The organism is Stenotrophomonas sp. NA06056, from assembly GCF_013364355.1.
GTDB lineage: Bacteria > Pseudomonadota > Gammaproteobacteria > Xanthomonadales > Xanthomonadaceae > Stenotrophomonas.
The window spans coordinates 3,490,533-3,515,193 of record NZ_CP054931.1 but is presented as its reverse complement, the minus strand read 5'-3'; the positions used below and the strand labels follow the sequence as shown (position 1 = coordinate 3,515,193).

The 24,661-nt window shown below is 66.8% G+C and carries 26 protein-coding genes; 12 read left to right on the top strand and 14 right to left on the bottom strand.

What is annotated here, in order from left to right; translation table 11 throughout:
- The first annotated feature begins 185 nt into the window (after positions 1–185).
- Both HUT07_RS15930 and msrA read left to right on the top strand, forming a co-directional pair.
- On the top strand, positions 186–449 hold the full coding sequence (locus tag HUT07_RS15930; protein WP_089238899.1) for a DUF2007 domain-containing protein: 264 nt from the start codon (positions 186–188) through the stop codon (positions 447–449).
- Between the two features lie 30 nt (positions 450–479).
- Positions 480–1,145, top strand: coding sequence for a peptide-methionine (S)-S-oxide reductase MsrA (gene msrA, locus HUT07_RS15925; protein ID WP_176022566.1), 666 nt, complete (start codon positions 480–482; stop codon positions 1,143–1,145).
- 534 nt (positions 1,146–1,679) lie between these two features.
- On the opposite strand, the gene HUT07_RS15920 is transcribed toward msrA, so the two are convergent.
- From HUT07_RS15920 to ahpC, 5 genes are all read right to left on the bottom strand, one after another.
- The gene (locus HUT07_RS15920; RefSeq protein WP_176021717.1) at positions 1,680–2,636 is read right to left on the bottom strand and encodes a transaldolase; all 957 of its coding nucleotides are present in this window, start codon (positions 2,634–2,636) and stop codon (positions 1,680–1,682) included.
- Positions 2,637–2,694: 58 nt separating this feature from the next.
- Positions 2,695–3,099: a nucleoside diphosphate kinase regulator gene (rnk, locus tag HUT07_RS15915; protein ID WP_176021716.1), complete on the bottom strand. Its 405-nt coding sequence runs from the start codon at positions 3,097–3,099 to the stop codon at positions 2,695–2,697.
- Positions 3,100–3,222: 123 nt separating this feature from the next.
- Positions 3,223–4,188 carry a LysR substrate-binding domain-containing protein gene (locus tag HUT07_RS15910; RefSeq protein WP_176021715.1) on the bottom strand — a complete coding sequence of 322 codons (966 nt, stop codon included), beginning with the start codon at positions 4,186–4,188 and terminating at the stop codon, positions 3,223–3,225.
- An 80-nt stretch (positions 4,189–4,268) separates the two neighbouring features.
- Positions 4,269–5,861, bottom strand: a complete 1,593-nt coding sequence (ahpF, locus tag HUT07_RS15905; protein WP_176021714.1) for an alkyl hydroperoxide reductase subunit F — start codon at positions 5,859–5,861, stop codon at positions 4,269–4,271.
- A 239-nt stretch (positions 5,862–6,100) separates the two neighbouring features.
- Positions 6,101–6,664: an alkyl hydroperoxide reductase subunit C gene (ahpC, locus tag HUT07_RS15900; protein WP_004144811.1), complete on the bottom strand. Its 564-nt coding sequence runs from the start codon at positions 6,662–6,664 to the stop codon at positions 6,101–6,103.
- A 323-nt stretch (positions 6,665–6,987) separates the two neighbouring features.
- Here ahpC and prmC point away from each other — a divergent pair, with 323 nt between their 5' ends.
- Together prmC and pip are read left to right on the top strand one after the other, a co-directional pair.
- A complete protein-coding gene (gene prmC, locus HUT07_RS15895; protein ID WP_176021713.1) occupies positions 6,988–7,845 on the top strand; it encodes a peptide chain release factor N(5)-glutamine methyltransferase in 858 nt (285 codons plus the stop codon).
- A gap of 49 nt (positions 7,846–7,894) precedes the next feature.
- Positions 7,895–8,836, top strand: a complete 942-nt coding sequence (gene pip / locus HUT07_RS15890; RefSeq protein ID WP_176021712.1) for a prolyl aminopeptidase — start codon at positions 7,895–7,897, stop codon at positions 8,834–8,836.
- A gap of 130 nt (positions 8,837–8,966) precedes the next feature.
- Here pip and HUT07_RS15885 read toward each other — a convergent pair whose 3' ends face one another.
- Complete coding sequence (locus tag HUT07_RS15885; protein WP_176022565.1) at positions 8,967–9,851, bottom strand: LysR family transcriptional regulator; 885 nt, start codon at positions 9,849–9,851, stop codon at positions 8,967–8,969.
- Between the two features lie 106 nt (positions 9,852–9,957).
- On the opposite strand from HUT07_RS15885, the gene HUT07_RS15880 reads away from it, so the two are divergent.
- Positions 9,958–11,376 carry an MFS transporter gene (locus tag HUT07_RS15880; protein WP_176021711.1) on the top strand — a complete coding sequence of 473 codons (1,419 nt, stop codon included), beginning with the start codon at positions 9,958–9,960 and terminating at the stop codon, positions 11,374–11,376.
- Positions 11,373–12,044 carry a hypothetical protein gene (locus HUT07_RS15875; RefSeq protein ID WP_176021710.1) on the top strand — a complete coding sequence of 224 codons (672 nt, stop codon included), beginning with the start codon at positions 11,373–11,375 and terminating at the stop codon, positions 12,042–12,044. The genes HUT07_RS15880 and HUT07_RS15875 overlap by 4 nt, the downstream gene beginning before the upstream one ends.
- A gap of 112 nt (positions 12,045–12,156) precedes the next feature.
- On the opposite strand, the gene HUT07_RS15870 is transcribed toward HUT07_RS15875, so the two are convergent.
- Genes HUT07_RS15870 through HUT07_RS15855 form a run of 4 tightly spaced genes read right to left on the bottom strand, consistent with a single transcriptional unit; the run spans position 12,157 to position 15,008 of the window.
- Entirely contained in the window at positions 12,157–12,954 is a 798-nt protein-coding gene (locus HUT07_RS15870; RefSeq protein ID WP_176021709.1) for an N-formylglutamate amidohydrolase, read from the bottom strand.
- The gene (locus tag HUT07_RS15865) at positions 12,947–13,501 is read right to left on the bottom strand and encodes an NUDIX hydrolase (protein WP_176021708.1); all 555 of its coding nucleotides are present in this window, start codon (positions 13,499–13,501) and stop codon (positions 12,947–12,949) included. Before HUT07_RS15865 ends, HUT07_RS15870 begins: the two co-directional genes overlap by 8 nt.
- The gene (locus HUT07_RS15860) at positions 13,498–14,430 is read right to left on the bottom strand and encodes a 5'-3' exonuclease H3TH domain-containing protein (protein ID WP_176021707.1); all 933 of its coding nucleotides are present in this window, start codon (positions 14,428–14,430) and stop codon (positions 13,498–13,500) included. The genes HUT07_RS15865 and HUT07_RS15860 overlap by 4 nt, the downstream gene beginning before the upstream one ends.
- The gene (locus HUT07_RS15855) at positions 14,427–15,008 is read right to left on the bottom strand and encodes a nitroreductase (protein WP_176021706.1); all 582 of its coding nucleotides are present in this window, start codon (positions 15,006–15,008) and stop codon (positions 14,427–14,429) included. The genes HUT07_RS15860 and HUT07_RS15855 overlap by 4 nt, the downstream gene beginning before the upstream one ends.
- Before the next feature lie 332 nt (positions 15,009–15,340).
- Here HUT07_RS15855 and HUT07_RS15850 point away from each other — a divergent pair, with 332 nt between their 5' ends.
- Together HUT07_RS15850 and HUT07_RS15845 are read left to right on the top strand one after the other, a co-directional pair.
- Positions 15,341–17,668 (top strand): DUF1631 domain-containing protein, encoded by a 2,328-nt coding sequence (locus tag HUT07_RS15850; protein ID WP_176021705.1) that lies wholly within the window; start codon positions 15,341–15,343, stop codon positions 17,666–17,668.
- 52 nt (positions 17,669–17,720) lie between these two features.
- A complete protein-coding gene (locus HUT07_RS15845; protein ID WP_176021704.1) occupies positions 17,721–18,800 on the top strand; it encodes an NAD(P) transhydrogenase subunit alpha in 1,080 nt (359 codons plus the stop codon).
- A 74-nt stretch (positions 18,801–18,874) separates the two neighbouring features.
- Here HUT07_RS15845 and HUT07_RS15840 read toward each other — a convergent pair whose 3' ends face one another.
- From HUT07_RS15840 to HUT07_RS15830, 3 genes are read right to left on the bottom strand one after another with little or no spacing between them, the layout of a single operon-like run.
- Complete coding sequence (locus HUT07_RS15840; protein ID WP_176021703.1) at positions 18,875–19,339, bottom strand: DUF3106 domain-containing protein; 465 nt, start codon at positions 19,337–19,339, stop codon at positions 18,875–18,877.
- Between the two features lie 3 nt (positions 19,340–19,342).
- Positions 19,343–19,669 (bottom strand): hypothetical protein, encoded by a 327-nt coding sequence (locus HUT07_RS15835; RefSeq protein WP_176021702.1) that lies wholly within the window; start codon positions 19,667–19,669, stop codon positions 19,343–19,345.
- Positions 19,666–20,250 (bottom strand): RNA polymerase sigma factor, encoded by a 585-nt coding sequence (locus HUT07_RS15830; RefSeq protein ID WP_176021701.1) that lies wholly within the window; start codon positions 20,248–20,250, stop codon positions 19,666–19,668. Before HUT07_RS15830 ends, HUT07_RS15835 begins: the two co-directional genes overlap by 4 nt.
- A gap of 97 nt (positions 20,251–20,347) precedes the next feature.
- Between HUT07_RS15830 and HUT07_RS15825 the strand changes: the two genes are divergently transcribed.
- Positions 20,348–20,668, top strand: a complete 321-nt coding sequence (locus HUT07_RS15825) for an NAD(P) transhydrogenase subunit alpha (RefSeq protein ID WP_176021700.1) — start codon at positions 20,348–20,350, stop codon at positions 20,666–20,668.
- The gene (locus HUT07_RS15820) at positions 20,665–22,125 is read left to right on the top strand and encodes an NAD(P)(+) transhydrogenase (Re/Si-specific) subunit beta (RefSeq protein ID WP_176021699.1); all 1,461 of its coding nucleotides are present in this window, start codon (positions 20,665–20,667) and stop codon (positions 22,123–22,125) included. The genes HUT07_RS15825 and HUT07_RS15820 overlap by 4 nt, the downstream gene beginning before the upstream one ends.
- 143 nt (positions 22,126–22,268) lie before the next feature.
- Here HUT07_RS15820 and HUT07_RS15815 read toward each other — a convergent pair whose 3' ends face one another.
- A complete protein-coding gene (locus tag HUT07_RS15815) occupies positions 22,269–22,688 on the bottom strand; it encodes a hypothetical protein (protein WP_176021698.1) in 420 nt (139 codons plus the stop codon).
- 121 nt (positions 22,689–22,809) lie between these two features.
- Between HUT07_RS15815 and sufT the strand changes: the two genes are divergently transcribed.
- Together sufT and HUT07_RS15805 are read left to right on the top strand one after the other, a co-directional pair.
- Entirely contained in the window at positions 22,810–23,361 is a 552-nt protein-coding gene (sufT, locus tag HUT07_RS15810) for a putative Fe-S cluster assembly protein SufT (RefSeq protein WP_025877975.1), read from the top strand.
- Between the two features lie 59 nt (positions 23,362–23,420).
- Entirely contained in the window at positions 23,421–24,515 is a 1,095-nt protein-coding gene (locus HUT07_RS15805) for a branched-chain amino acid aminotransferase (RefSeq protein WP_176021697.1), read from the top strand.
- Positions 24,516–24,661 lie beyond the last annotated feature (146 nt).

Here is a 24,661-nt window from a genome sequence, read left to right as displayed (position 1 = left end):
GTTGCCCGGTGGGCCAGGGGGTTGCCGGCCAGCGGCCGGCACTACCACCTACTTTCCGGGGTGGCCGGCCGGCGGATCGTGGATCGACGCGCAGATGGGGGTAGTGCCGGCCGCTGGCCGGCAGGACGCACCGCCGGCATTCAGCCCCCGGGCGTATGCTGGATTCCTGCCCCGAGGAGCCGCCCATGCACATCGTGTACAAGGCCGACAATCTGTTCGACGCCCACCTGGTCAAGCACGCGCTGGAAGACGCCGGTATCCCGGCCTTCGTGTTTGGCGAGTCGCTGTTGGGCGGCATGGGCGAGTTACCGCTGTTTGGCGTGCTGCGTGTCGGTATCCCCGACGCCGCGAGGCCGCAGGCGGAGGACATCGTGGCCGCGCTGGACTTGGGCCACGCCCCCGGCGACCCCATTTCAGATGCCGACGACATTGCCGGACTTCCGGCGTAGGAGCGCATCATGTTGGGAATTGGCCAGGGCATCCTCGGCATCGGGGCCTTCAAGCAGCGCTTGCCGCGCCTGGAAGAAGCGCTGCCGGGGCGCGACCAGCCGCTGCCGCTGCACAGCAACCAGCACTTCGTGAACAGCCATCCGTTGAAGGACCGGTTCGCCGGGCTGCAGCAGATCCGCTTCGCGCTGGGCTGTTTCTGGGGCGCCGAGCGCAAGTTCTGGAGCGAGCCGGGCGTGTACAGCACCTCAGTCGGCTATGCCGGCGGCATCACCCCGAACCCCACTTACGAAGAGGTCTGCTCCGGTCTGACCGGCCATACCGAAGTGGTGCAGGTCGTGTTCGACCCGGCGGTGGTGAGCCTGGAGCGGCTGCTGCAGCTGTTCTGGGAGAGCCACGACCCGACCCAGGGCATGCGCCAGGGCAACGACACCGGCACCCAGTACCGCTCGGCGATCCACGCCACTGACGAAGCGCAGTACGCAGCGGCGCTGGCAAGCCGCGAGGCTTACCAGGCGCAGTTGGACGCGGCCGGCTACGGCCCGATCACCACCGAGATCGTGTACCCGGCACCGGCGTACTACTACGCCGAGGACTACCACCAGCAGTATCTGGCGAAGAACCCGAACGGTTACTGCGGCATCGGCGGCACCGGTGTGAGCTGCCCGATCGGGTTGGATGTGGAGGGGCCGCGCTGACGCGCGGTGGTCCGCCTGCGGCGGGCAACGTCAACATCAACATCCAAAGCGGCTCTGGGTTGCTGATGGTTTGGCGGGACGGGGGCGGCTGGCAGGACACGCCGTAAACCCGTCCATGGGGGCTCGATGGCGCCATCCATGGCGCCAACGGTCCTGCCAGCCGCCCCCGTCCCACCTTCGACAGTTTCCCGGTGACGGTGGGTAAGAGCATTGGTTACTGACGACCTGAAAGAAAACAAAAAGGACGCGGCATTCGCCGCGTCCTTTTTGTTTGTGAGCACGCGTAGCGCGCGACCCGCTTTTGCTCTTCTTTCTTTCTTCCGTGGCGGGTGGCCACCGGAAACTGTCAGAGGGCGGGCGGGTTGGGTTCGCGGGGGTGTCCGCGGCATGGATGCCGCGGCCAAGCCTCCAGGGACGGATTCACGGCGTCCCCCGCGAATCCAACCCGCCCGACCCAGCGCGACACAAGTCGACTAACAGTCGACTCTACCGAACCGAGCAGCCCGCCACGAGGGGCTCAGCCGTTGGCCGGAATCACAGTTCCGAACGAATGCGCTCGCGCAGCGCTTCCAGATCCTTGGCAAACGCATCAATACCCGTAGCCAGCTTCTCGGTCGCCATCGGGTCGGCCGCCAGATCCGCCGCGAACTTCGCCGCATCGATCGGGGTGACGGTCACGCCGTCGGCCGCCCCGGCCACCAGCTTGCGCGGCAGCGCGCCGTGGTCGGCGTCCAGCTTCTCCAGCAGGTCCGGCGAAATGGTCAGGCGGTCGCAGCCGGCCAGCGCTTCGATCTGCGCGGTCGAACGGAACGACGCGCCCATCACCACCGTCGGCGAACCGCGACGCTTGAATTCGGCATACACGCCACGCACGAACACCACGCCCGGGTCTTCGTCGATGGTGGCCGGGGTCTGGCCGTTGGCCACGTACCAATCCAGGATGCGGCCGACGAACGGCGAGATCAGGAACGCGCCGGCCTCGCTGCAGGCCAGTGCCTGGGTCGGGTTGAAGATCAGGGTCAGGTTGCAGTCGATGCCTTCGGCCTGCAGCACGCGCGCAGCTTCCACGCCTTCCCAGGTCGCAGCGATCTTGATCAGAATCTTCTCGCGCGGCACGCCGGCATCGGCGTACATCTGGATGAACTGGCGGGCCTTGGCTACGGTCGCGGCGGTGTCATGGGCCTGGTCGGCATCCACTTCGGTGGACACGCGGCCCGGTACCAGCGTGCTCAGCAGCGCGCCGACGCCGATGGTCAGTCGGTCGGCCACGGCGTGCACCACGGTCTCGCGGTCACCGCTCTGCTCGCGGCCCCAGGCCAGTTCGCGTTCGATCAGTTCTGCATAGACCGGCAGGTCCAATGCCTTCTTCACCAGGGTCGGATTGGTGGTGCAGTCCACCGGCTGCAGGCGCTTGATCGCCTCGTAGTCACCGGTATCGGCAACGACCACGGACAGTTCGCGCAGCTGGGACAGTTTGGACGGGGTACTCATTACGGCTCCTGGTGCGGGGATAGCAGGGAAACTGATCGCGCGCGGTACGCAGCGCAGGTCAGGGACGGTCGTTGTGGACCGCGCTCACGCGCAGCCGCAGCTTGCGGCCGCCCGGGGCGGTCCAGTCGATGCTCTGGCCAACGGCCAGGCCAAGCAGGGCGCTGCCGACGGGGGCCAGCACGGACACCTTGCCTTCATCGACATTGGCTTCGCGGGGGAAGACCAGGGTCAGGACATGTTTCTCGCCCGACACTTCATCTTCGCACTCCACGCGCGAATGCATCATGACGATGCCTTCGGGAATCTGGTCTGGCGGCAACACGGTCGCCCGGTTGAGTTCGTCGGCAAGCGCGCGCGCAGCCGGCGTCTGGCTGTGTGCCGGGGATTCGAGCATGGCGTCCAGGCGGTCCATGTCGAGGGTGGTAACGGTGATCGACGGCGGCAGGCCGCTGGCGGTATTCATGGTGACGCTCCTTGGTTGAAAGCCATGCAAAAGGCGGCACCTGCTGGCGCCGCCTGACTGTATTGTGGGGACAAATGCGGCCGGAATCGACTCCCGGCGGTTTCGAGACCCGGCTGCGGTGTCTCAGCCGTTCAGCACCGGCGTGGGCGGGGTGGCAGCATCGCCGTTTGCCGGGGCCAACGCTTCCAGCGTGAACAGCGCATCGGGCAGGCGCTTGAATTGTTCGGCCAGCTCCATCAGGAACTCGTTCATCGCCGAGCTGCGGCGCCAGATCATGGCGATGCGACGGCTGGGACGGCCCTCGCCGACGAAGTCGATCAGACGGATGTTGTTCGAACGCGGCACCGGCGGCTGTACCGACAGGCTGGGCAGCAGGGTGATGCCCACGTCGGCGGCGACCATCTGTCGCAGCGTTTCCAGGCTGGTGGCGCGGAATTCGGATTTTTCATTGGCGCCGAACAGGCGACAGACTTCCAGCGCCTGGTCACGCAGGCAGTGGCCGTCTTCCAGCAGCAGCAGCTTCTGCGTGGCCAGCTCCTGTACGTCCAGATGCTCGCGCGTGGCCAGCGGATGGCGACCGGACACGGCCAGCAGGAACGGTTCCTCGAACAGGAACTCGGCATGCAGCTGGTCGTCGATCACCGGCAGCGCCAACAGCGCGGCATCGAGTTTGCCCTCGCGCAGGCGCTCCAGCAGCACATCGCTCTTTTCTTCCACCAGCAGCAGTTCCAGCTCGGGGAAGCGGGTGCGGATGCGCGGAATCACGTGCGGCAACAGGTACGGGCCCAGGGTCGGGAAGATCCCCAGGCGCACGGTCCCCGCTTCCGGATCACGACTGCGTCGCGCCGCTTCCTTCAACTGCTCCACTTCGGCCACGATCACCCGCGCCCGCGCGGCCGCTTCCTGGCCGGCAGGGGTCAGCATCACCTTGCGCGGCGCGCGTTCCACCAGCGGCAGGCCCAGTTCCTCTTCCAGCTTGCGGATCTGCGTCGACAGCGTGGGCTGGCTGACGAAGCAGGAGGCGGCGGCCCGGCCGAAGTGCTTGTGATCGGCCAGGGCCACCAGGTATTTCAGGTCACGCAGGTTCATCCTTAGACCTCTCGGGGTAATGGACCGGCATGGCTTACCCTGCAGGCTGAGGGTGCTCCCGATGGCCCGGGAACGTTGGATCAGGCCGCTTCGGCCACCGCACCGCTGCTCTTGGGAACGGAGGAGCGGATCAGGTGATCGAAGGCGCTCAGTGCGGCGGTCGAACCGGCGCCCATCGCGATGATGATCTGCTTGTAGGGTACCGTCGTGCAATCACCCGCGGCGAACACACCCGGCAGATTGGTCTGCCCGCGGTCATCGATGACGATCTCGCCACGCGGCGACAGGGCCACGGTGTCCTTCAGCCATTCGGTGTTCGGCAGCAGGCCGATCTGCACGAAGATGCCTTCCAGTTCGACGCGATGGGAATCGCCGCCGACACGATCCTTGTAGACCAGGCCGGTGACGCGGCTGCCGTCGCCCAGCACTTCGGTGGTCTGCGCGCTGGTCAGCACGGTGACGTTGGCCAGGCTGCGCAGCTTCTTCTGCAGTACTTCGTCGGCACGCAGGCTGGAATCGAATTCCAGCAGGGTCACATGCGACACGATGCCGGCCAGATCGATGGCGGCTTCAACGCCGGAATTGCCACCGCCGATCACCGCCACGCGCTTGCCCTTGAACAGCGGGCCGTCGCAGTGCGGGCAGTAAGCCACGCCCTTGTTGCGGTACTGGTCTTCGCCGGGCACGTTCATCTGCCGCCAGCGTGCGCCGGTGGACAGAATCACCGAGCGCGACTTCAGCACGGCACCGTTTTCCAGCTGCACCTGCACCAGGCCGTCTTCACCGGCAGGCACCAACGCAGTGGCGCGTTGCAGGTCCATGATGTCGACCTCGTACTCGCGCACGTGCTGTTCCAGCGCCGTGGCCAGCTTCGGGCCTTCGGTCTCCTTGACCGAAATGAAGTTCTCGATCGCCATGGTGTCCAGCACCTGGCCACCGAAACGCTCGGCGGCGATGCCGGTACGGATGCCCTTGCGCGCAGCGTAGATCGCCGCAGCGGCACCCGCCGGGCCACCGCCCACCACCAGTACGTCGAAGGCGTCCTTGGCGGCGATCTTCTCGGCATCGCGCTTGCTGGCATTGGTGTCCAGCTTGGCGACGATCTGCTCGAGGGTCATGCGGCCCTGGTCGAAGACTTCACCGTTGAGGTACACGGTCGGCACCGACATGATCTCGCGCTTCTCGACTTCGTCCTGGAACAGGGCGCCGTCGATGGCCACGTGCTGGATGCGCGGGTTGAGCACCGCAGCCAGGTTCAGGGCCTGCACCACGTCCGGGCAGTTCTGGCAGGACAGCGAGAAATAGGTTTCGAACCTGTAATCACCTTCCAGGTTCTGCACCTGCTCGATCAGCTCGGCAGTAGCCTTGGACGGGTGGCCGCCGACCTGCAGCAGGGCCAGCACCAGCGAGGTGAACTCGTGGCCCATCGGCAGGCCAGCGAAGGTCAGGTGGATGTCCTGGCCCGGCGTGCCCAGGTCGAAGGACGGCACGCGGCCCTGGCCATCGCGCAGCACCTGCAGCGAGATCTTGTCCGACAGGCTTTCCAGGGTCTGCAGCAGTTCCAGCATCTCCTGCGACTTGGCGCCATCGTCGGCATGCGCGGTGATCTGGATCGGGCGGGTCACGCGCTCCAGATAGGTCTTCAGCTGCGACTGCAGGTTGGCGTCCAACATCGGGTCATCTCCTGGTTTCAGGCAAACGGGGGCGTGGCACCGCTGTAGAAGGTAGCGGACCAGCAGGGGGTAGGGGTGAACCCAAGGCAGCAAAGGCAGCTGGAGACAGCTGTGGAAGGGGCTGGCGAGCGGTGGCTTGCGGGCTCGGCTGTCTTGGGTTCACCCCCACGCCGGCGGGGGGACCGGCACGGGGATGAAGGGCGCGCCGCAGCGTGGGGCTGCGGCAGGCCGGTACTGCTTTAGATCTTGCCGACCAGGTCCAGCGACGGGGTCAGGGTCTTTTCGCCTTCCTTCCACTTGGCCGGGCACACCTGGTTCGGGTTGGCGGCGGTGAACTGGGCAGCCTTCAGCTTGCGCAGGGTCTCGGAGACGTCACGGGCGATCTCGTTGGAGTGGATCTCCAGGGTCTTGATCACGCCTTCCGGGTTGATGATGAAGGTGCCGCGCAGGGCCAGGCCTTCTTCCGGAATGTGCACGCCGAAGGCGTTGGTCAGCTGGTGGGTCGGATCGCCGACCAGCGGGAACTGGGCCTTGCCGACGGCCGGCGAGGTTTCGTGCCAGACCTTGTGCGAGAAGTGGGTATCGGTGGTGACGATGTAGACCTCCGCGCCAGCCTTCTTGAACTCGGCGTAATGGTCAGCGGCGTCTTCGATCTCGGTCGGGCAGTTGAAGGTGAAGGCTGCCGGCATGAAGATCAGGACCGACCACTGGCCCTTCAGGGTGCTGTCGGAGACCTTGATGAACTCGCCATTCAGGTAAGCGTTGGCTTCGAACGGCTGGATCTGGGTGTTGATCAGGGACATCGTTTTTCCTCTGGGTGAAGGGGAGTGGGTGAATCGACAGGACCTAGGTTACTGGTTTCATTTCGATAAGGACAATGAATTGATTGCATGTATTTGATAGATAAAAACTATCAAAAAGCGATGAGCGGGCACTGAATCTCACCGCGTCCATCCTGCAACTGACTGTATGACAAGGAAAATCTTCCCGGGCCGCTGAACGGGGCTGATAGTTCCTCCTTATTCCGTTTGCCGCAACCTGAACGGATTTCAGCTTTTGTAGAGCCGAGCCCACGCTCGGCTGTTTCCCGGGCAGCCGAGCGTGGGCTCGGCTCTACAATTGGGTAATGTCTTCCCAAATCGAACCCTCCCTGCGCCAGGTCGTGGCAGACGCCAGCGCCCGCCTGCCCGGGGCCGAGGCACGCCACGAGGCGGAATTGCTGCTGCTGCATGTGCTGGAGCGACCGCGCAGCTGGTTGTTCGCGCACGCCACCGATCCATTGCCGGCCGCCGAGCAGGCCGCCTTCGAGGCCTTGCTGGACCGTCGCCTCGCGGGCGAGCCGGTGGCCTACCTGACCGGCCGTCGTGGTTTCTGGACCCTGGACCTGGAGGTCGACCCGGCCACCCTGATTCCGCGCCCGGAGACCGAACTGCTGGTGGAACTGGCGCTGGACCGCCTGCCGCCGGATCGCGACCTGCAGTTGGCCGATCTCGGCACCGGCAGTGGTGCGATCGCGCTGGCGCTGGCCAGCGAGCGGCCGCAGGCGCAGGTGCTGGCCACCGATGCCAGCCCGGGCGCGCTGGCCGTGGCCGCACGCAATGCCGCCCGTCATGAACTGCGCAACGTGCGCTTCGCCGAAGGGGGCGACGACTGGTATGCGCCGCTGCAGGGCGCGCGTTTCGACCTGATTGCCAGCAACCCGCCGTACATCGCCAGCGACGATCCGCACCTGGAACAGGGTGACCTGCGCTTCGAACCGGCCTCCGCGCTGGCGTCCGGTGTGGACGGCCTGGATGACATCCGCCGCATCATCGACGGCGGCCAGGCGCGTCTGCAGCCCGGTGGCTGGCTGCTGATCGAGCACGGCTGGGACCAGGGCGATGCCATCCGCGCACTGTTCGAGCAGGCCGGCTACAGCGACGTGCAGACCGTGCAGGATCTCGAGCAGCGCGACCGGGTCACCCTGGGCCGGCGACCGGCCTAGAATGGGGGTTCTCCTGCCAAGGGCAGGGCACCATCACGGAGCTGCAAGCATGCGTACGCTGTACCCCGCCATCACCCCTTACGACGTCGGCACCCTGAAGGTCGACGACCGCCACACGCTGTACTTCGAACAGTGCGGCAACCCGGACGGCAAGCCGGTGGTGATGCTGCATGGTGGCCCGGGCGGCGGTTGCAGCGACAAGATGCGTCAGTTCCACGACCCGGCCAAGTACCGCATCATCCTGTTCGACCAGCGCGGCGCGGGTCGTTCCACCCCGCACGCGGATCTGGTGGACAACACCACCTGGGACCTCGTTGCCGACATCGAGAAGCTGCGCGAGCACCTGAAGGTCGATCGCTGGCAGGTATTTGGTGGCAGCTGGGGCTCGACCCTGGCGCTGGCCTATGCCGAAACCCATCCGCAGCGCGTGACCGAACTGGTGCTGCGCGGCATCTTCATGCTGCGCCGCTGGGAACTGGAATGGTTCTACCAGGAAGGCGCCAACCGCCTGTTCCCGGATGCGTGGGAGCATTACCTGAAGCCGATCCCGTCGGTGGAGCGTCATGACCTGATCTCGGCTTTCCATCGCCGCCTGACCAGCGAGGACGAAACCACCCGTCTGGAAGCAGCCAAGGCCTGGGCGGTGTGGGAAGGTGCGACCAGCTTCCTGCACGTGGACGACGACTTCATCAACAGCCATGAAGACCCGCATTTCGCGCTGGCGTTTGCCCGCATCGAGAACCACTACTTCGTCAACGGCGGTTTCTTCGAAGTGGAAGACCAGCTGCTGCGCGACGCGCACCGCATCGCCGACATTCCGGGCGTGATCGTGCACGGCCGTTACGACGTGGTCTGCCCGCTGGCCAACGCCTGGGACCTGACCAAGGTGTGGCCGAAGGCGAAGCTGGAAATCACCCCGGCCTCGGGTCATTCCGCGTTCGAGGCCGAGAACGTCGACGCGCTGGTGCGCGCCACCGATAGCTTCGCCTGATCGCAGGTGGTGCCGGTCGCTGGCCGGCAACGCCTTACCGGTAGCGCCAGGCCATGCCTGGCTGCTCTCGCGTTGAATCATCCACGCATGGCGTGGATCTACTGGGTTGGTATCCACGCATGGCGTGGATCTACCAATCCCCGGCCAACAACGCCTCGGCCAATACCTGCAGCTTTGGTGAGTGCTGGCGCGACGGCGGGTAGATCAGCGACAGGGCGCGGCTGCGGCCTTCATACGGCTGCAGCACGCGCTGCAGGCGGCCATCGGCCAACGCGTCGGCCACTGCGAAATCCATCACCTGCACGATGCCGATACCGGCGATGGCCGCTTCCACCAGCGGATCGCCGCTGTCGAACACCATCCGCGTCGGTGGCGTGATCTCGCGCAGTTGCCCGTCCTGCAGGAACTGCCAGTCGACCTGGCGACCACTGCGCAGGTTGCGCACCGCCAGGCAGGCGTGGTCCTGCAATGCTGCTACGTCGGCAGGCTCCCCCTGCGCGGCCAGGTAGGCTGGGCTGGCCACGGTCACCCAGCGCAGTGGCTTCAGTGGCCGCGCGACCATGCGCTGGTCGGCGATGGTGCCGGTGCGCAGGGCGGCATCGAAGCCTTCCTCCACCAGATCCACCAGGCGGTCGCTCAGCACCGCTTCGACCTGCAGTTGCGGATGCCGTTGCAGCAATGGCCCGAGCAATGGCACCAGCACCTTGCGGCCGAACATCGACGGCGCGCTGATCTTCAGCACACCCGAAGGCGTGCAGGGGCGGTCGGCCAGCAGTCGCTCTGCGTCTTCCATCCCGCACAACAACGGTCCCACCTGCTCGACGAATTGCTGGCCATCCGGAGTCAGCGCGACATTGCGCGTATTCCGCTGCAGCAGCTTCACCCCCAGCGAGGCTTCCAGCCGGCCGATCGCGCGTGACAGCCCGGACTGGCTCAGGCCGAGCTGACCAGCGGCCACGGTGAAGCTGCGCGCTTCGGCCACCTGTACCAGCATGCGTACTGCATTGAGGTCCATCGATGATCCATTCATGCTGAAAATCATGACAGATATGGTCACCAGGGGGTTTATTGATTCGATCGCATCAATGAGACTGCCGTCCCCCCTCCGAACCGGGCGCCGTATGCCTCCCCTGAAATACCCGCGCTGGGCGCTGACCCTGCTGGCCACCGCGCAGCTGATCATTGCCCTGGACGCCACCATCATCTTCGTCGCCCTGCATGACATGGGCCGCGCACTGCAGATCAACGCGCAGCAGCTGCAGTGGGTGGTCAGCGCCTACACCGTGGCTTTTGGCGGCAGCCTGCTGCTGGGTGGGCGCGCGGCCGATCTGCTGGGCCGCCGCCGCTTCTACCGGCTGGGTATGTTGCTGTTCGCGCTGGCCTCGCTGCTGGGCGCGCTGGCACCCAATGCCACGCTGCTGATCGTGGCGCGTGCGGCGCAGGGCATCGGTGCCGCGTTGCTGTTCCCGGCCACCCTGGCCCTGATCAATACCCTGTATGCGGAAGGCCCGGTGCGCAACCGCGCGCTGGCAATCTGGAGCATGGCCAGCGCGGCGGGTCTGGCGCTGGGCACGCTGCTGGGCGGCGTGCTGACCCAGGCCTTCGGTTGGCCGGCGGTGCTGGCGGTGATCGTGCCGCTGGCCACGGCCTGTGCGGTTGCCGCCGGTGCATGGCTGCCGGTCGATGGCCCGCGCGTGCGCGGCCGCTCCTTCGATCTGGCAGGTTGCCTGACCGTCACCGCCGGCGGCAGCCTGCTGGTCACCACCCTGGTGCAGGGGCCGGAGTGGGGCTGGACCGCACCGGCCACGCTCATCTGCCTGCTGCTGTCAGCCGTGCTGCTGACAGTGTTCGTGCAGATCGAAAAGCGCAGCCGTGACCCGCTGATGCAGTTCGCGCTGCTGCGACTGCCGGGTTTGCGCGCCGCACTCGGTCTGACCTTCGCGTTCATGAGCAGCTATGGCGTGCAGTACTACTTCCTGGCGCTGTACTTCCAGGATGGCTATGGCTGGAGCCCGCTGCAGGCCGGCATGGCCTTCCTGCTGCCGACGCTGGTATGCACCTTCGGCATCCGCATCGCCGAACGCATGCTGCACCGCCGCTCGCCGCGGCAGGTGCTGGCCTGGGGCTTCGCCGCCGGCGCCATCGGCATCGCTGCGGTGGCGCTGGCGATGCCGCATGGCGCCGGTTACTGGCCGCTGCTGCCGGGCATCGTGGTGCTCAGCATCGGCCAGGGCATGAGCTGGACGGCGATGTGGATCGTGGCCGGGCAGGGTGTGCCGGGTCCGCAGCAGGGTGTCGCGTCCGGCATGGCCGCCACCGCACAGCAGATCGGCGGCGCGTTGGGATTGGCGGTATTGGTGATGGTGGCCAACGCCGTGCGCGGAACGCAGGCGGCAACCAGTCCTGATGCCCTGCAGGGCATGGTCAATGCCCAGTACGGCGCCGCGCTGTTCGCCGCGCTCGGCGTGGTCATCGCGCTGGGGCTGCGCCCGGCGCCGGTAAACTCGGCTGCGACTACCTGCCTGAGTACCGACGCGTGATCGAACTGCTGGACCTGCAACAGACCCTGCATGCCTTCGCAGCCTGCAACGATGATGATGAGGTGTACGGTTCCTTCGGTTGGGTGCACGCCACCGACGGCGACCTGCTGCAGGCGCGGTTCTGGCTGCCACCCGACGAGGACACCGCCTTCGACGACGACAGTGAGGTGCCGGCTGAAGCGCGCGCGCTGGGCCTGGGCACGTTTCTGGAACCTGCGACGTTTGCGGATGTGCTCGACGTGCAGAAGCGGCAGCGCCCCCTCTCCACCCTGGCCGAGTACGCCCAGGCGCTGGCGTACTACCACGAGTACGACGCGTTCCAGCAGGTGGAAGGCATCGACGAGGCGCTCGGTGAAGCGACCGCCTTGGAGCAGACTGCGGCACGCGACGCCGGTGTGGGGGCAGGCATCTTCGCTTCGTTCGACCTGCGTCTGGTGGCGTGCTCGGCAGATCAGCTGAAGGCGGCCGCGCAGCGCGTGGCGCACCTGCTCGACATGCCGGTGGGCGAGGCGCTGGGGCGTTGCCGTGCGCTGCCGCTGGTGCTGGGGGAGGCACTGGATCGGCGTCGGGCACAGGCGATCAAGGATGATTTTGAAGCGATCGGCGCGCGCTTGCAGGTGCGCGGCTTCAAGCCGTTCCCGTGGATGGATGCGCCCGTGCTGCGTTGACGAAAATCATCCACGCATGGCGTGGATCTACTGGGAACCGGCCTCGTTCGTACTTCGTCGAATGCGGATGTCCGTCAGCGCTGCAGTAGATCCACGCCATGCGTGGATGCGGTCAACCGAACGCCAACAACCGCGGCTGCAATGCGCCGAGAATACGCGCCAACCGCTCGGCCCACGCCTGCTGCCCTGCTTCATCGGCAATCAGGTCCTGGCGGATCTCCAGTTCCACATGCACCAGCCCACGGCCTTCGCCATGCACCGGCACCGCGTAGTCGCTGCTGCTGTTGACCGAATAGGGTTCGTTGTCGCCCACCACCAGGTCGCCTTCATCGCGCAGTGCCTGCAGCAGTGCGTGGGCAAAGCGCGTGTCCTGGTGGTACAGCACGCCGGCATGCCAGGGACGCTTCACGCCATTCATGGTCGGCGTGAAGCTGTGCATCATCACCAGCAGGGTGGGGTGGCCGGCATCGCGGCGTGCATCCAATTCGGCTGCGATGCGTGCATGGTAGGGCGCGTGGATCGCATCGATGCGTTGCTGCCGCTGCGCGGGCGACAGCCCTGCATTGCCCGGCACAACAGTGTGGTCGCTGGCCTCGGGAATCAGCGTGGGCGAAACCAGCGGCCGGTTGCAGTCGATCAGCAGCCGCGAATAGGTCTGCTCGATCGCCCACGCATCCAGTCGCTCGGCCAGTGCACGAGTGGTGCCGCCGATGCCGATGTCCCAGCCGATGTGCCGGTCCAGTTCGGTCTGCGGCAACCCAAGATCGGCCAACGAACGCGGTACCTGCTGGCCGGCATGATCGGCCAGCAGCAGGAACGGCGAGGCGCCCTGCGGCCGGTGGATCGTGTAGATCGCTGGATCGTCGGCATCCAGCAGCGCCGGCAGCGCGTGCAGGTCGGCATCAGCCACGGGGGCGGCCGTCCAGGTGGTGCTCGATCATCCACAGGCCGGCCCACAGCTTGGCGTCGGCTTCGTAGCCTTCTGCCATTTTCTGCACCAGCCAGGCCGCTGCCTGCGTGCGCGGAATCTCATGCACGGTGATGTCCTCGCTCTCGTCGCCGCCGCCTTCGCCGATGCGACGCAGGCCAGTGGCACGCACGAAGGCGATCTTCTCGTTGCTGGCACCGGAAGAGGTAGGACCGATCATCAGCACTTCGGCGTGCTCGGCGGTCCAGCCGGTTTCTTCTTCCAGCTCGCGTACTGCGGAAACCTCAATGGACTCGCCTGCATCGACGTCACCGACCAGCCCGGCCGGCATCTCGATGGTCGACGCCTGCAATGGCACGCGGAACTGTTCGACGAACAGCACTTTGTCCTCGGGGGTGACGGCGATGATGATCGCGGCCAGGCCACCGGCGTGGGTGCGTTCGCTGTACTCCCAGGTGCCGCGCACGACCATGCGCTGGTACTTGCCTTCGTAGACGACACGCGGTGCTTCGGTGTTGCGCTGGCTCATGCGGGCTCGCTGGAAGTAGGGGCAGGGTCGGATACGCCGGCGGCGTTGAACAGCCGGCGACGGGTCATGGGGCCGAAGCGCAGGGTCTGGCACAGGCCGCCGAGCAGCTCCGGATCGGCCGCCTGGCGGGGCATGCCGGGCAGGCAGCCTTCCAGTGGGGCGTCCAGCGCGATGGTGGTCAGCTGGCGCCAGAGCTGGGCGTGCTCGTGCTGCTCGCGCAGGCGCACCGCCATCTGGGCCGCGCCACGCAGGCGCAGGAACGGCACTTCGTCCAAGCGTTCGTACAGCACGTCCATGCTGCCGAAATGGGCCAGCAGCACGGCCGCCGACTTGGCGCCGACACCGCTGATGCCCGGAATGTTGTCGACCGCATCGCCGCACAACGCCAGGTAGTCGGCAATCTGGTGCGCGTGTACACCGTGTTTGGCCTTTACCCCGGCCACATCCCAGCGTTGGTTGCGTGCGTAGTCCCATTGCTCGTCATGGTCGAGCAGCAGCTGTGACAGGTCCTTGTCGGCGGAAATGATCACGCCGCGATGGCTGCCGCGGTGCTCGTGCAGCGCACTGCCGATCAGGTCGTCGGCTTCGTAATCGTGGTGGGCCAGTACCGCCAGGCCGAGCGCTGCGCACAACGCCTTGCAGTGCACGAACTGGCGCTTGAGGGCTTCCGGTGCCGGGTCGCGGTTGGCCTTGTAGGCCGGGTACAGGCGATGGCGGAAGCCGCTGTCCAATGCTTCGTCGAAGGCGATGGCGATGTGCCGGGGGCGTTCGCGCTCCAGCAGATCGAGCAGGAAGCGGGCGAATCCGTGCACGGCGTTGGTCGGCCAGCCCTGGCTGTCCTGGAATTCGTCCGGCAGTGAATGCCAGGCACGGAACACGTAGATGCTGGCGTCGACCAGGTACAGCGGCGGCGGTGCCGGCAGGCTCATGCCGGCGGGAACCAGTCACGCAGCAGGGCCGCCGGGTCCGGGCGCTCGCGCTCGGGTACGTCGGCCTTGGGCGTGCCGATGTGGATGAAACCGGCAATGCCTTCGCCCTCGGCCAGCCCCAGATGGGCATGCACGGCGGGATCGAAGGCCATCCAGGCGGTCAGCCACTGCGCGCCGAAGCCCAGCGCCTGGGCCGCCTGCAGCAGGGCGAAGCACACGCAGCCAGCGGTCATCAGCTGTTCCTGTTCGGGCACTTTCGGGTCCGGGCGGGGGCTGGTCACCACCGCGATCACCAGCGGCGCATGGCTGAAGCGCTGGCGGTCCTTTTCGAACACGGCGTCGCCGGCATGCGGGTCGCGCTCACGGCTGCGCGCGGCCACGAAGTCGCCCAGAGTGTGACGTGCATCGCCGGCGATCTTCAGGAAGCGGAACGGAACACGCTTGCCGTGGTCGGGCACGCGGACCGCCGAGGCCAGCATCCGCTGCAGGGTGGCCGGGTCCGGTCCGGGCTCGCCCAGTTGCCGCGAGGGCACCGAGCGGCGGGCATCCAGGGCAAGCAGGGCAGCAGGGTCGGGCATGGAGTCTGAACCGGTCATCACGGGTCGCTGATTATAGTCGGGGAGGTAGATGACGCCGTTTGTGCCGCGTCAGACCTTTGAATAGCAAACTGTGATGAACATCATGCCACTGGCGGATAACGGAGCCCCGCTTCCCCTCGCCTCGCAGGCCCCGCACGGCTTACGATACGCACTATTGCCGGGCCGCCGTTCATGAGGTTTGAAGTGAGGACTGTTTCACTGTCCGTGATGGGCTGGCCGGCCTACCATCGAGGAACCGGTGCATGGGGTGTACCGGCCTTCGCGATGTCCATGATGTCTGTCGCACCAGAGAAGGTGGGGAGCCTTCCCGAATGATGAGCGCGCCCACTCCGATGGGATCGCCGGGCCGTGACCCGGCCCAGCTCCAGCTTGCCCGGGACATCGTCCTGCCGGCGTTGTGCCAGGCCTTTGGCGCGGCACTGGCCCGCTTCGATGATGCCCTGTTCGACCGTGCCGGCAATGCCGGCTCGTCGCAGTTGCTGTTCCTGGACGCGATGCGCGAACTGCGCCGCCGCCGTGAGGAGATTGCCGGTGCGTTTGCCGGCCATCTCGGCCATGCCTGGGACGGTCTGGCGGCGGGCGAGCCGGTCTCTGCCGAGCTGACCCTGTCCGGGCAGGCGCAGGATGGCCTGAGCCTGGTGCCGGAGCATGTGCTGGAATCGCGGTTGGCGGTGCGCAACTTCGCCACCGTGCTGCTGCGTGACTTCAAGCCGGTGCTGGCGCGGCTCGACCGTCGCCTGGGCTGGCTGGGCGGCGGCATCGAGCTCGATGCCGACCGCAACCCGATCAGCCCGGAGCATCTGGGCGTGGCCATCCACGAAGCCTTCGCTGGCTGTGAGCTGGCCCCGGAAGTCCTGCTGGTGCTGATCAAGCTGTGCGAGCGCGACCTGCGCGCGCCGGTCGGCCGCATCTACGAGAAGCTGGACGAGCACCTGGCTGCGGCCGGGGTGATGTCGCAGATGGGGGCCCCGCGCCGACCGCTGGGGCCGGCCCCGACGCAGCACGCTCCGCATGGCCTGGAGGATCTGGTCGAGCAGCGCACGGCACCGGGCTTCGACAACGAATTCAATGACGACGAGCAGGCTGCGCCGGCCTGGGCACAGCGTTTTGCCGCGCGCTGGTCCGAGCGTCGTGGCCACATGCAGCAACATGAACATGCGGGTGGCGAAGAGAGCCCATCAGGCGAAGCCTATTCCGGCCAGCAGGGCATGCTGCTGGAAGCCCTGCACGAACTGCTGCAGCAGACCCGCCACGTGCGCGATGACGCGACCTCGGCGGCGCAGGTTGCGGTTGGCCAGCATCGTCCGTTGAGCCAGCGCGAAATGATGTCGGTACTGTCGCTGCTGCAGGCCACGCCCAGCGCAACCCTGCGTGCGGCGATCGGTGAGGACGGCGAATCATTGGCGCAGCGGCTGAAGAGCGAAGTGCTGTCGAGCGCCACGCGGCTCGGCGTCGACCCAGGGCAGACCCGGCTGGACGCGCAGGACGAGGATGCCATCGACCTGGTTGGCATGCTGTTCGATGTGATGCTCGATGAGCGTGAGCTGGAAGGCCGTTCGCGTGAGCTGATCGGCCGCCTGGTGGTCCCGTTCGTGAAAGTGGCGATGCTGGACCGCCGCATGTTCGTGCAGAAGACCCACCCGGCACGCAAACTGCTCAACTCGTTGGCTGAGGCCTGCGAGGGCAACACTGGCGAAAGCCAGGCCGAGCGCATGCTGATGGCCAAGGTGGAAGAGATCATCGAGCGGCTGGTCGCCGAGTTCAACGAGAACCTGGCAATCTTCCTGACCCTGGAAGAAGAATTCCGCGATTTCCTGGTCCAGCACCGCCGCCGCGTGGAAATCGCCGAGCGCCGGGCTGCCGAGACCCAGCGCGGCCAGGAAAAGCTGGAAATGGCCCGTACCCGTGCCGGTACCGAACTGGATCGCCGCATCGGCGATGCCACCCTGCCGCCCGCGATCGCCGAATTCCTGCGCCAGCCCTGGCAGCACCACCTCACGCTGGCGCTGCTGCGGGAGGGTGAGGAGGGGGCATCGGTGGCCGAGGCGCTGACCTTGGCCGACGGCCTGCTGGAGGAAGTGGCCGAGGCCCGCCGGAAGATCGTCGGCAAGCCATGGCTGCAGGCATGGCAGCCGTTGCTGGCCAAGGTATTTGCCAGCGTCGGCGTGCATGGCGACGCCGCCACCGTAGCCATCGATGCGTTGCACGACACCTTGCAGGGCATCGCCGAATCACGACCGGAGCTGGAGCGCGCGTTGCCGGAACTGCCGCAGGTGGTGCTGCCCGCGCCGCCGGCACCGGAGACGCCGGCGGTGGAACTGGGCAGCACGTTCAATACCGACGATTTCGACAACGCCGATGCCGATCGCTTCCGTCGGATGGAGATCGGCAACTGGCTGGACTTCGTCGACAAGGACGGCAAGGTGCAGGCAGGCAAGCTGTCCTGGATCAGTCCGATTTCCGCACGCCTGCTGTTCGTCAACCGTCGTGGCGTGCGCTTCTGCGTGGCCTCGCCCGAGGAGCTGGCGGTGATGGTGCGGTTGGGTCGCCTGCGTCCCCACGTTGACGATGGCGCCTTCGACAGCGCCATGCAGGGCGTGCTCGACCGCCTTGACCCCGGTGGCGCGACGCTGCACTGAGCCGCGTGTGCCTGCTAGGATCGGACACACTCACCGATCAGCGGGAATCTGCATGGCCGTGGCGTTGCTGGGGATCAAGGAGACCGCGCTGGGCGAACGGCGCGTTGCACTCACGCCGGAGACGGCGCGCAAGCTCGGTGCGCTGGGCATCACCGTGTGGTACCAGCCCGGTGCGGGCCAGGCCGCCGGTTTCACCGATGCCGCCTACGACGACGCTGGTGCCCGCGCCTTCGACGCCGGGCGTTGGGCCGAGATCGACATCCTGCTGTGCGTGCAGGCGCCAGCGGCCGAGGTGCTGGCCCAGCTCAAGCCAGGCGCCAGTGTGGTCGGACTGCTGACTCCGGCGACCGACCCGGCGCTGGCCGCATTGGCCTCCGATGACCGCCTGCATCTGTTCCCGTTGCAACAGTTGCCGCGGACCACGCGCGCGCAGGCGATGGACGTGCTCAGTTCGCAGGCGGGCATGGCCGGCTACAAGGCGGCATTGATCGCTGCCGAACGCGCTCCGCGTTTCTTCCCGATGCTGACCACTGCGGCCGGTACCGTGCGGCCGGCAAAGGTGCTGGTGATCGGTGCCGGTGTCGCGGGTCTGCAGGCCATTGCCACCTCGCGCCGCCTGGGCGCGCAGGTGGAGGGCTTCGACGTTCGCCCGGAAACCCGCGAGCAGATCCAGTCGCTCGGCGCGCGCTTCCTCGACCTCGGGGTAAGCGCGGCGGGCGAGGGCGGTTATGCGCGGGCGCTGACCGATGAAGAGCGCGCCGAACAGCAGAAGCGCCTGGGCGACCATCTGCGCAGCGTGGACGTGGTGGTCTGTACAGCCGCCGTGCCGGGGCGCCGGGCGCCGACGATCGTCACCGCGGCGATGGTTGAAGGCATGGCGGCAGGCAGTGTCATCGTCGATCTGGCCGCCGAGAGTGGTGGCAACTGCGAACTGACCCAGCCCGGCGCATGCATCGAGCACCAGGGTGTGACCATCGATGGCCCGCTGGGCCTGGCCAGCCGGGGTGCCACCCAGGCCAGCGAGATGTATGCGCGCAACCTGATGAACTTCGTTGCCCTGTTCGTACGCGACGGCCAGCTTGGCTTCGACTGGGAAGACGAGCTGCTGGCGAAAACGCGCTGGCAGGCCTGACCCGGCAACGCTGGTTGCCTCTACGGTAGATCCACGCCATGCGTGGATGAGGGGCCCAGCGTGCGGATGGCGACTTACCGCGGTTTCGCCGGCGGCGGGTTGTCCCGCACCCATTCCTTTCTTTCGTCCGCGGTCATCTGCGACCAGCGCTCGCGCATGGCATCGCGCTGGGCCGGGCTGAGGTCGCGCATCTGGCCGAACAGCGCCCGAGCCTGATCGCGCTGCTCCGGGCTCATGTGTTCGAAGCGGCGCAGGCCGCGGCGGGCCTTGTCGCGTTCTTCCGGACTCATCGACTGCCAGCGCTGGCCGTGCGACAGCATGCGCTGGCGCTGCGCGGGATCGGCGCCGTTCCAGCGGTCACGCAGCGGAGCCAAGAGTGCTTCGCGCTGGGCCGGGCTCAGCTGTTCCCAGTTCGGCAGCGGCACGGCAGCTGGGACCGGCCTCGCGGCGGGCGCCGATGCGGTGGTCTGCGCCAGGGCCGATGCAGCCGGCAACAGGGTCAGGGCAATCAGCAGGGGCAGGGAGGGGTATCGCAACATGGTTCACTCCATCGCCAGGTCGTTGTCGCCCAGCCACAGGTACAGATCGGGATTCTCGTCGTACAGCGCGCCATTGTCTTGTTCTGCGGCCACGATCGGCGCGGTGGCAGCGCCTGGATGCTCGCCCGGGCCGACGAACTGGACACCGATGCCCAGCGCGATCACCAGCGAACAGGCGCTGGCCAACCACCAGCGCCAGCGACCGGCGTGCGCCGTTCTGGCGCTGTGACGGGCACTACGCAGGCGTGCCAGCGTGGCCGGCGACAGCGCCTGCAACGACTGCGCGTGCAGGCTGCGCAGGGCGTCATCGGAAGGCAGGGGGCGGTTCACAGGTACATCTCCAGTTGATTCTGCAGCGCCTGTCGGGCGCGCGCCAGATGGGTCTTCACCGCGCCCTCGCTGCAGCCCATGGCGTGGGCGGTGGTGGCGCCGTCCAGGTCCTGCAGCACGCGCAGGGTGAAGGCTTCGCGCTGTCGGGCGGGCAGGTTGCGCAGTGCCTGCACCAGCTGCTGGTACTGCTGGCGCTGCTCGTGGGCCTGCGAAGGGTCCGGGCCGGGGTCGGCCCAGTCGATCTCGCCGCCATCCGCATCCTGGTTGTCGCGCCAGAACGGCAGCCGGAAGCGGCCGCGACGCTGCACGTCGATCACCCGCCGGCGCAGGATGCTCCAGAACAACGGCGCCCACTCGGCAGCGGGCTTGTCGGCATAGTCCAACATGCGCAGCAGGGCGTCCTGTACCGCATCCAGCGCGTCATCACGCTGGCGCAGGCCAGCCTCGGCGAAGCGGAAGGCGCGTGGCCCGACGCTGGCGAGGAACACCTCCAGCGAGGCCGGAACGGCGTCGGCATCGGTGGTTGAAGGGACAGGGCTGCTCACCAGCACAGGGTACGATTCCTCGGCAGGGGTCACCATCGACAACGCGTGAGCGCCGCCGTGGTTGACCGGAACGCGCGCGGGGTTCAGCCCGTGGTTATGATGGGGCGACGAAGACAGAGCAGGAGCGTTGCCGGTGAGTGACGGGTTCGTGGCGCTGTACATCTTCATGTTGGCCGCCATTGCCGGCCACGTGATCATTTCCCGGGTCCCGGTGATCCTGCATACCCCGTTGATGTCGGGCTCCAACTTCATCCACGGCATCGTGCTGATCGGCGCGATGGTGGTGCTGGGGCACGCGCAGACACCGCTGGAGAAGATCCTGGGGTTCCTTGCCGTGGTGCTCGGCGCCGGCAATGCAGCCGGCGGCTATGTGGTGACCGCGCGCATGCTGGAAATGTTCAAGCCGAGCGTACGCAAGGGCAGCAAGGACGAACCGAAGGAGCCACAGGCTTGAACATCAGCACCGTCGAACTGCTCGATTGGCTGGTCAAGGCCAGCTACCTGGTTGCCGCCACCCTGTTCCTGCTCGGCCTGCAGCGCATGGCCTCGCCGATGACCGCCAGCAGCGGTATCCGCTGGGCGGGGCTGGGCATGCTGCTGGCCACGGTGGCAACCTTCTTCCTGCCCGAACTGCACAACGTCCCGCTGATCCTGGTGGCCCTGCTGCTGGGGGCCGGCCTGGCCTGGTGGTCGGCGGGCAAGGTCGCGGTCACCGACATGCCGCAGATGGTCGCGCTGTACAACGGCATGGGCGGCGGCTCGGCGGCGGCCATCGGTGCGGTGGAACTGCTGCGCTATGCCTTCCTGGCCAATCGCGATACCTCGCACTGGAGTGCGCAGGCGCTGGCCGACCTTGCCGCACGCCAGCCGTCCAGCACGGTGCTGGTACTGGCCGTGGTCGGCGCGGCGATCGGTGCGGTGTCGCTGTCGGGCTCGGTGATCGCCTGGGCCAAGCTCGACGGCCGCCTCGACAAGCGCGTCACGTGGCCGGGCCAGCAGGTGATGAACCTGCTGGTGGCGCTGGCCGTGGTGGTGCTGGGCATCATCGCTGCCAGCACGCTCAGCACGTGGGCAATCGTCGCCTTCTTCGTGCTGGCGCTTGCGCTGGGCGTGTTGATGACGCTGCCGATCGGTGGCGCCGACATGCCGGTGGTGATCTCGCTGTACAACGCGTTTACCGGCCTGGCCGTGTCGTTCGAAGGCTACGTGCTGGGCAACGAAGCGCTGATCATCGCCGGCATGATGGTCGGCGCAGCGGGCATCCTGCTGACCCGGTTGATGGCCAAGGCGATGAACCGGCCGATCCGCAACGTGCTGTTCTCCAATTTCGGCGGTGGTGCCGGTGGTGAGGCGCAGGCGATTTCCGGTTCGCAGAAGCCCATTGAAGCTGCCGACGTGGCCGCGATGATGGGGTTTGCCGAGCGTGTGGTGATCGTGCCCGGCTATGGCATGGCTGTGGCCCAGGCCCAGCACAAGATCTGGGAGCTGGCGCAGCGGCTGATCACGCGCGGGGTGAAGGTCAAATTCGCCATCCACCCGGTGGCCGGACGCATGCCGGGGCACATGAACGTGCTGTTGGCCGAAGCGGGTGTGCCGTACGACCTGATCGCGGACATGGACGATATCAATCCCGAATTCGCCACCACCGACGTGGTGTTGGTGATCGGCGCCAACGACGTGGTCAATCCGGTGGCGCGTACCGATCCGGCCAGCCCGATCTACGGCATGCCGGTACTGGACGTGGTCAACGCGCGCAACGTGGTGGTGATCAAGCGCGGCAAGGGCACTGGCTTTGCCGGTATCGAGAATGCGCTGTTCTACGCCGACAACACGCGCATGCTGTACGGCGATGGTGCAGAGGCCGCGGCGTCGCTGGTCAGCGAACTGAAGGCGCTCGACGGCGGGCATTGAGGGCTGGCTGGATCCGGTGGGTGCGGACCTTGGTCCGCACGCTTCTGCCGGCCAGTGACCGGCGTTACCCCCCATCCACGCATGGCGTGGATCTACCAAGGCACGTTCACGCGTGGCGTGGAGCTACGGCATCACAGGCGTGATCAACGCGCCAGCCACGCTCCGACCACCACGCCCACCGCCAGCCACAGCCACTCGACCACGCCATTGGCCAGGGTGATCAGCGTCCAGGCCAGGTGCGGGCCCATCCGCAGCGAGGCGTCCCACGGGTTCAGGCCCATCGAGCCGCCCATCCAGGCACTGGCGATGGCCCAGTTCGCGATCGCGGTCACCAGCAGCGTGCCCAGCACGACCAGGGCGATACGCAGCTTGCCGGGGCCGAGCGTGCCCAGACGCAGCATGAACACCAGTTCCAGGGCCGTCAGTACCGCCATCCAGCCGACCGGACGGCCGGTGAACAGGGCGATCAGCATCCAGGCGAGAGGGGCGGTGGCCAGCGCCAGCAACAACATGAAGGGCCAGAGCCAGGTAACGGTCCTGGCACGTGCGGCATTGGAGGACATCGAAGCTCCTGAAGGTCACCCACAGGATACTGTGGTTTGCCGCAGTGCACCGGCGAGGGCGGGGCGCCTACGTTAGAATGCCATCTTGCGTGGCTTCGGCCGCAGCCCCATATCGGTCCCCATGTATTCCCGTAGCAGCGAACCTGTCCACTTCGAACGCGATTGCGAGGCCGTGATGGTCCCGCAGGGCGACACCGTGACCCTGCCCGCCGGCAGCTATGGGTACATCACCCAGGCGCTGGGTGGCAGTTATTCGGTGTTCGTCGAGGGCAATCTGTTCCGTATCGCCGGCAAGGATGGCGATGCCATCGGCAAGGAAGCGCCTGCGCCGCTGGAGCTGCCCGACGATGCCAGCGACGAGCAGGTCGAGCAGCTGGTGTGGCAACAGCTGCGTACCTGCTTCGACCCGGAGATTCCGGTCAACATCGTCGAACTGGGGCTGGTCTACGAGGTGGAGATCAAGCACCTGGACGAAGGGCAGCGCGAGATCGACGTGAAGATGACCCTGACCGCGCCCGCGTGCGGCATGGGCGACATCCTGGTCGACGACGTGCGCAGCAAGCTTGAAATGATCCCGACGGTGGCCGAGGCCGACGTCGAGCTGGTCTTCGATCCGCCGTGGAACCAGCACATGATGTCCGAGGCCGCCCGGCTAGAAACCGGCATGCTTTGACCCACGGCCCGCAGTGACGCGGGCCCGGCATTACCCGCAACCAGAACAGGAAATCTCCGGTGTCCCAGTCCATTCCCAGCTTCGCCGTCACCCGTTCGGACCACCCGCGCAGCGCTGAAGAGCGCGCCCAGATCCTGGAAAAGCCGGGCTTCGGCCTGCACTTCACCGACCACATGGTGGAAGTGCGTTGGGACAAGGACACTGGCTGGCACAACGCCAACGTGCGTGCCTATGGTCCGCTGCAGCTGGACCCGGCCGCGGCCGTGCTGCACTACGGCCAGGAGATCTTCGAAGGCATCAAGGCCTACCGCCATGCCGACGGCTCGATCTGGACCTTCCGCCCCGATGCCAACGGCCGTCGCCTGCAGCGTTCGGCGCAGCGCCTGGCGCTGCCGGAACTGCCGGTGGAGATCTTCGTCGAATCGCTGAAGCAGATGATTGCCGTCGACAGTGCCTGGGTGCCGTCGGCCGACGAGTCGAGCCTGTACTTCCGTCCGTTCATGATCGGCGACGAAGCGTTCCTCGGCGTGCGCGGCGCGCACAAGGCCGGTTACTACGTGATCGCCAGCCCGGCCGGCCCGTACTTCGCCAAGGGCGTCGCCCCGGTCTCGATCTGGCTGTCCACCGAATACGCGCGTGCGGCCAAGGGCGGCACTGGCGCCGCCAAGTGCGGTGGCAACTACGCCGCGTCGCTGCTGCCGCAGCAGAAGGCGCAGGCACAGGGCTGCTCGCAGGTGTTGTTCCTGGATCCGGTTGAAGGCAAGTACCTGGAAGAGCTGGGCGGCATGAATGTCTTCCTGGTCTACAAGGACGGCACCCTGGTGACCCCGGAACTGTCCGGCAGCATCCTGGAAGGCATCACCCGCGAGAGCATCCTGCAGCTGGCCCGCGACCGTGGCATGAAGGTCGAAGAGCGCAAGGTCACCATCGATGAGTGGAAGCAGGGCGTGACCTCCGGTGAGATCGCCGAAGTGTTCGCCTGCGGTACCGCGGCGGTGGTCACCCCGATCGGCCAGCTGAAGGGCGAAGGCTTCTCGGTGGGCGACATCAACGCACCGGCCGGCGAAGTGACCATGTCGCTGCGCAAGGAACTGACCGACATCCAGTACGGCCGCCTGCCGGACCGCCACAACTGGCTGGTCAAGCTGGGCTGATCGCCCGCACTGAACTGTAGAGCCGAGCCGACGCTCGGCTGCTCCTCCGGAAAGCCCGTCCTCGTGACGGGCTTTCTGCGTTGTGAGCCTGGGGTCAGATCCCTTTCCTGCGGAAAAGGGATCTGACCCCGAATCTACAGACGCCG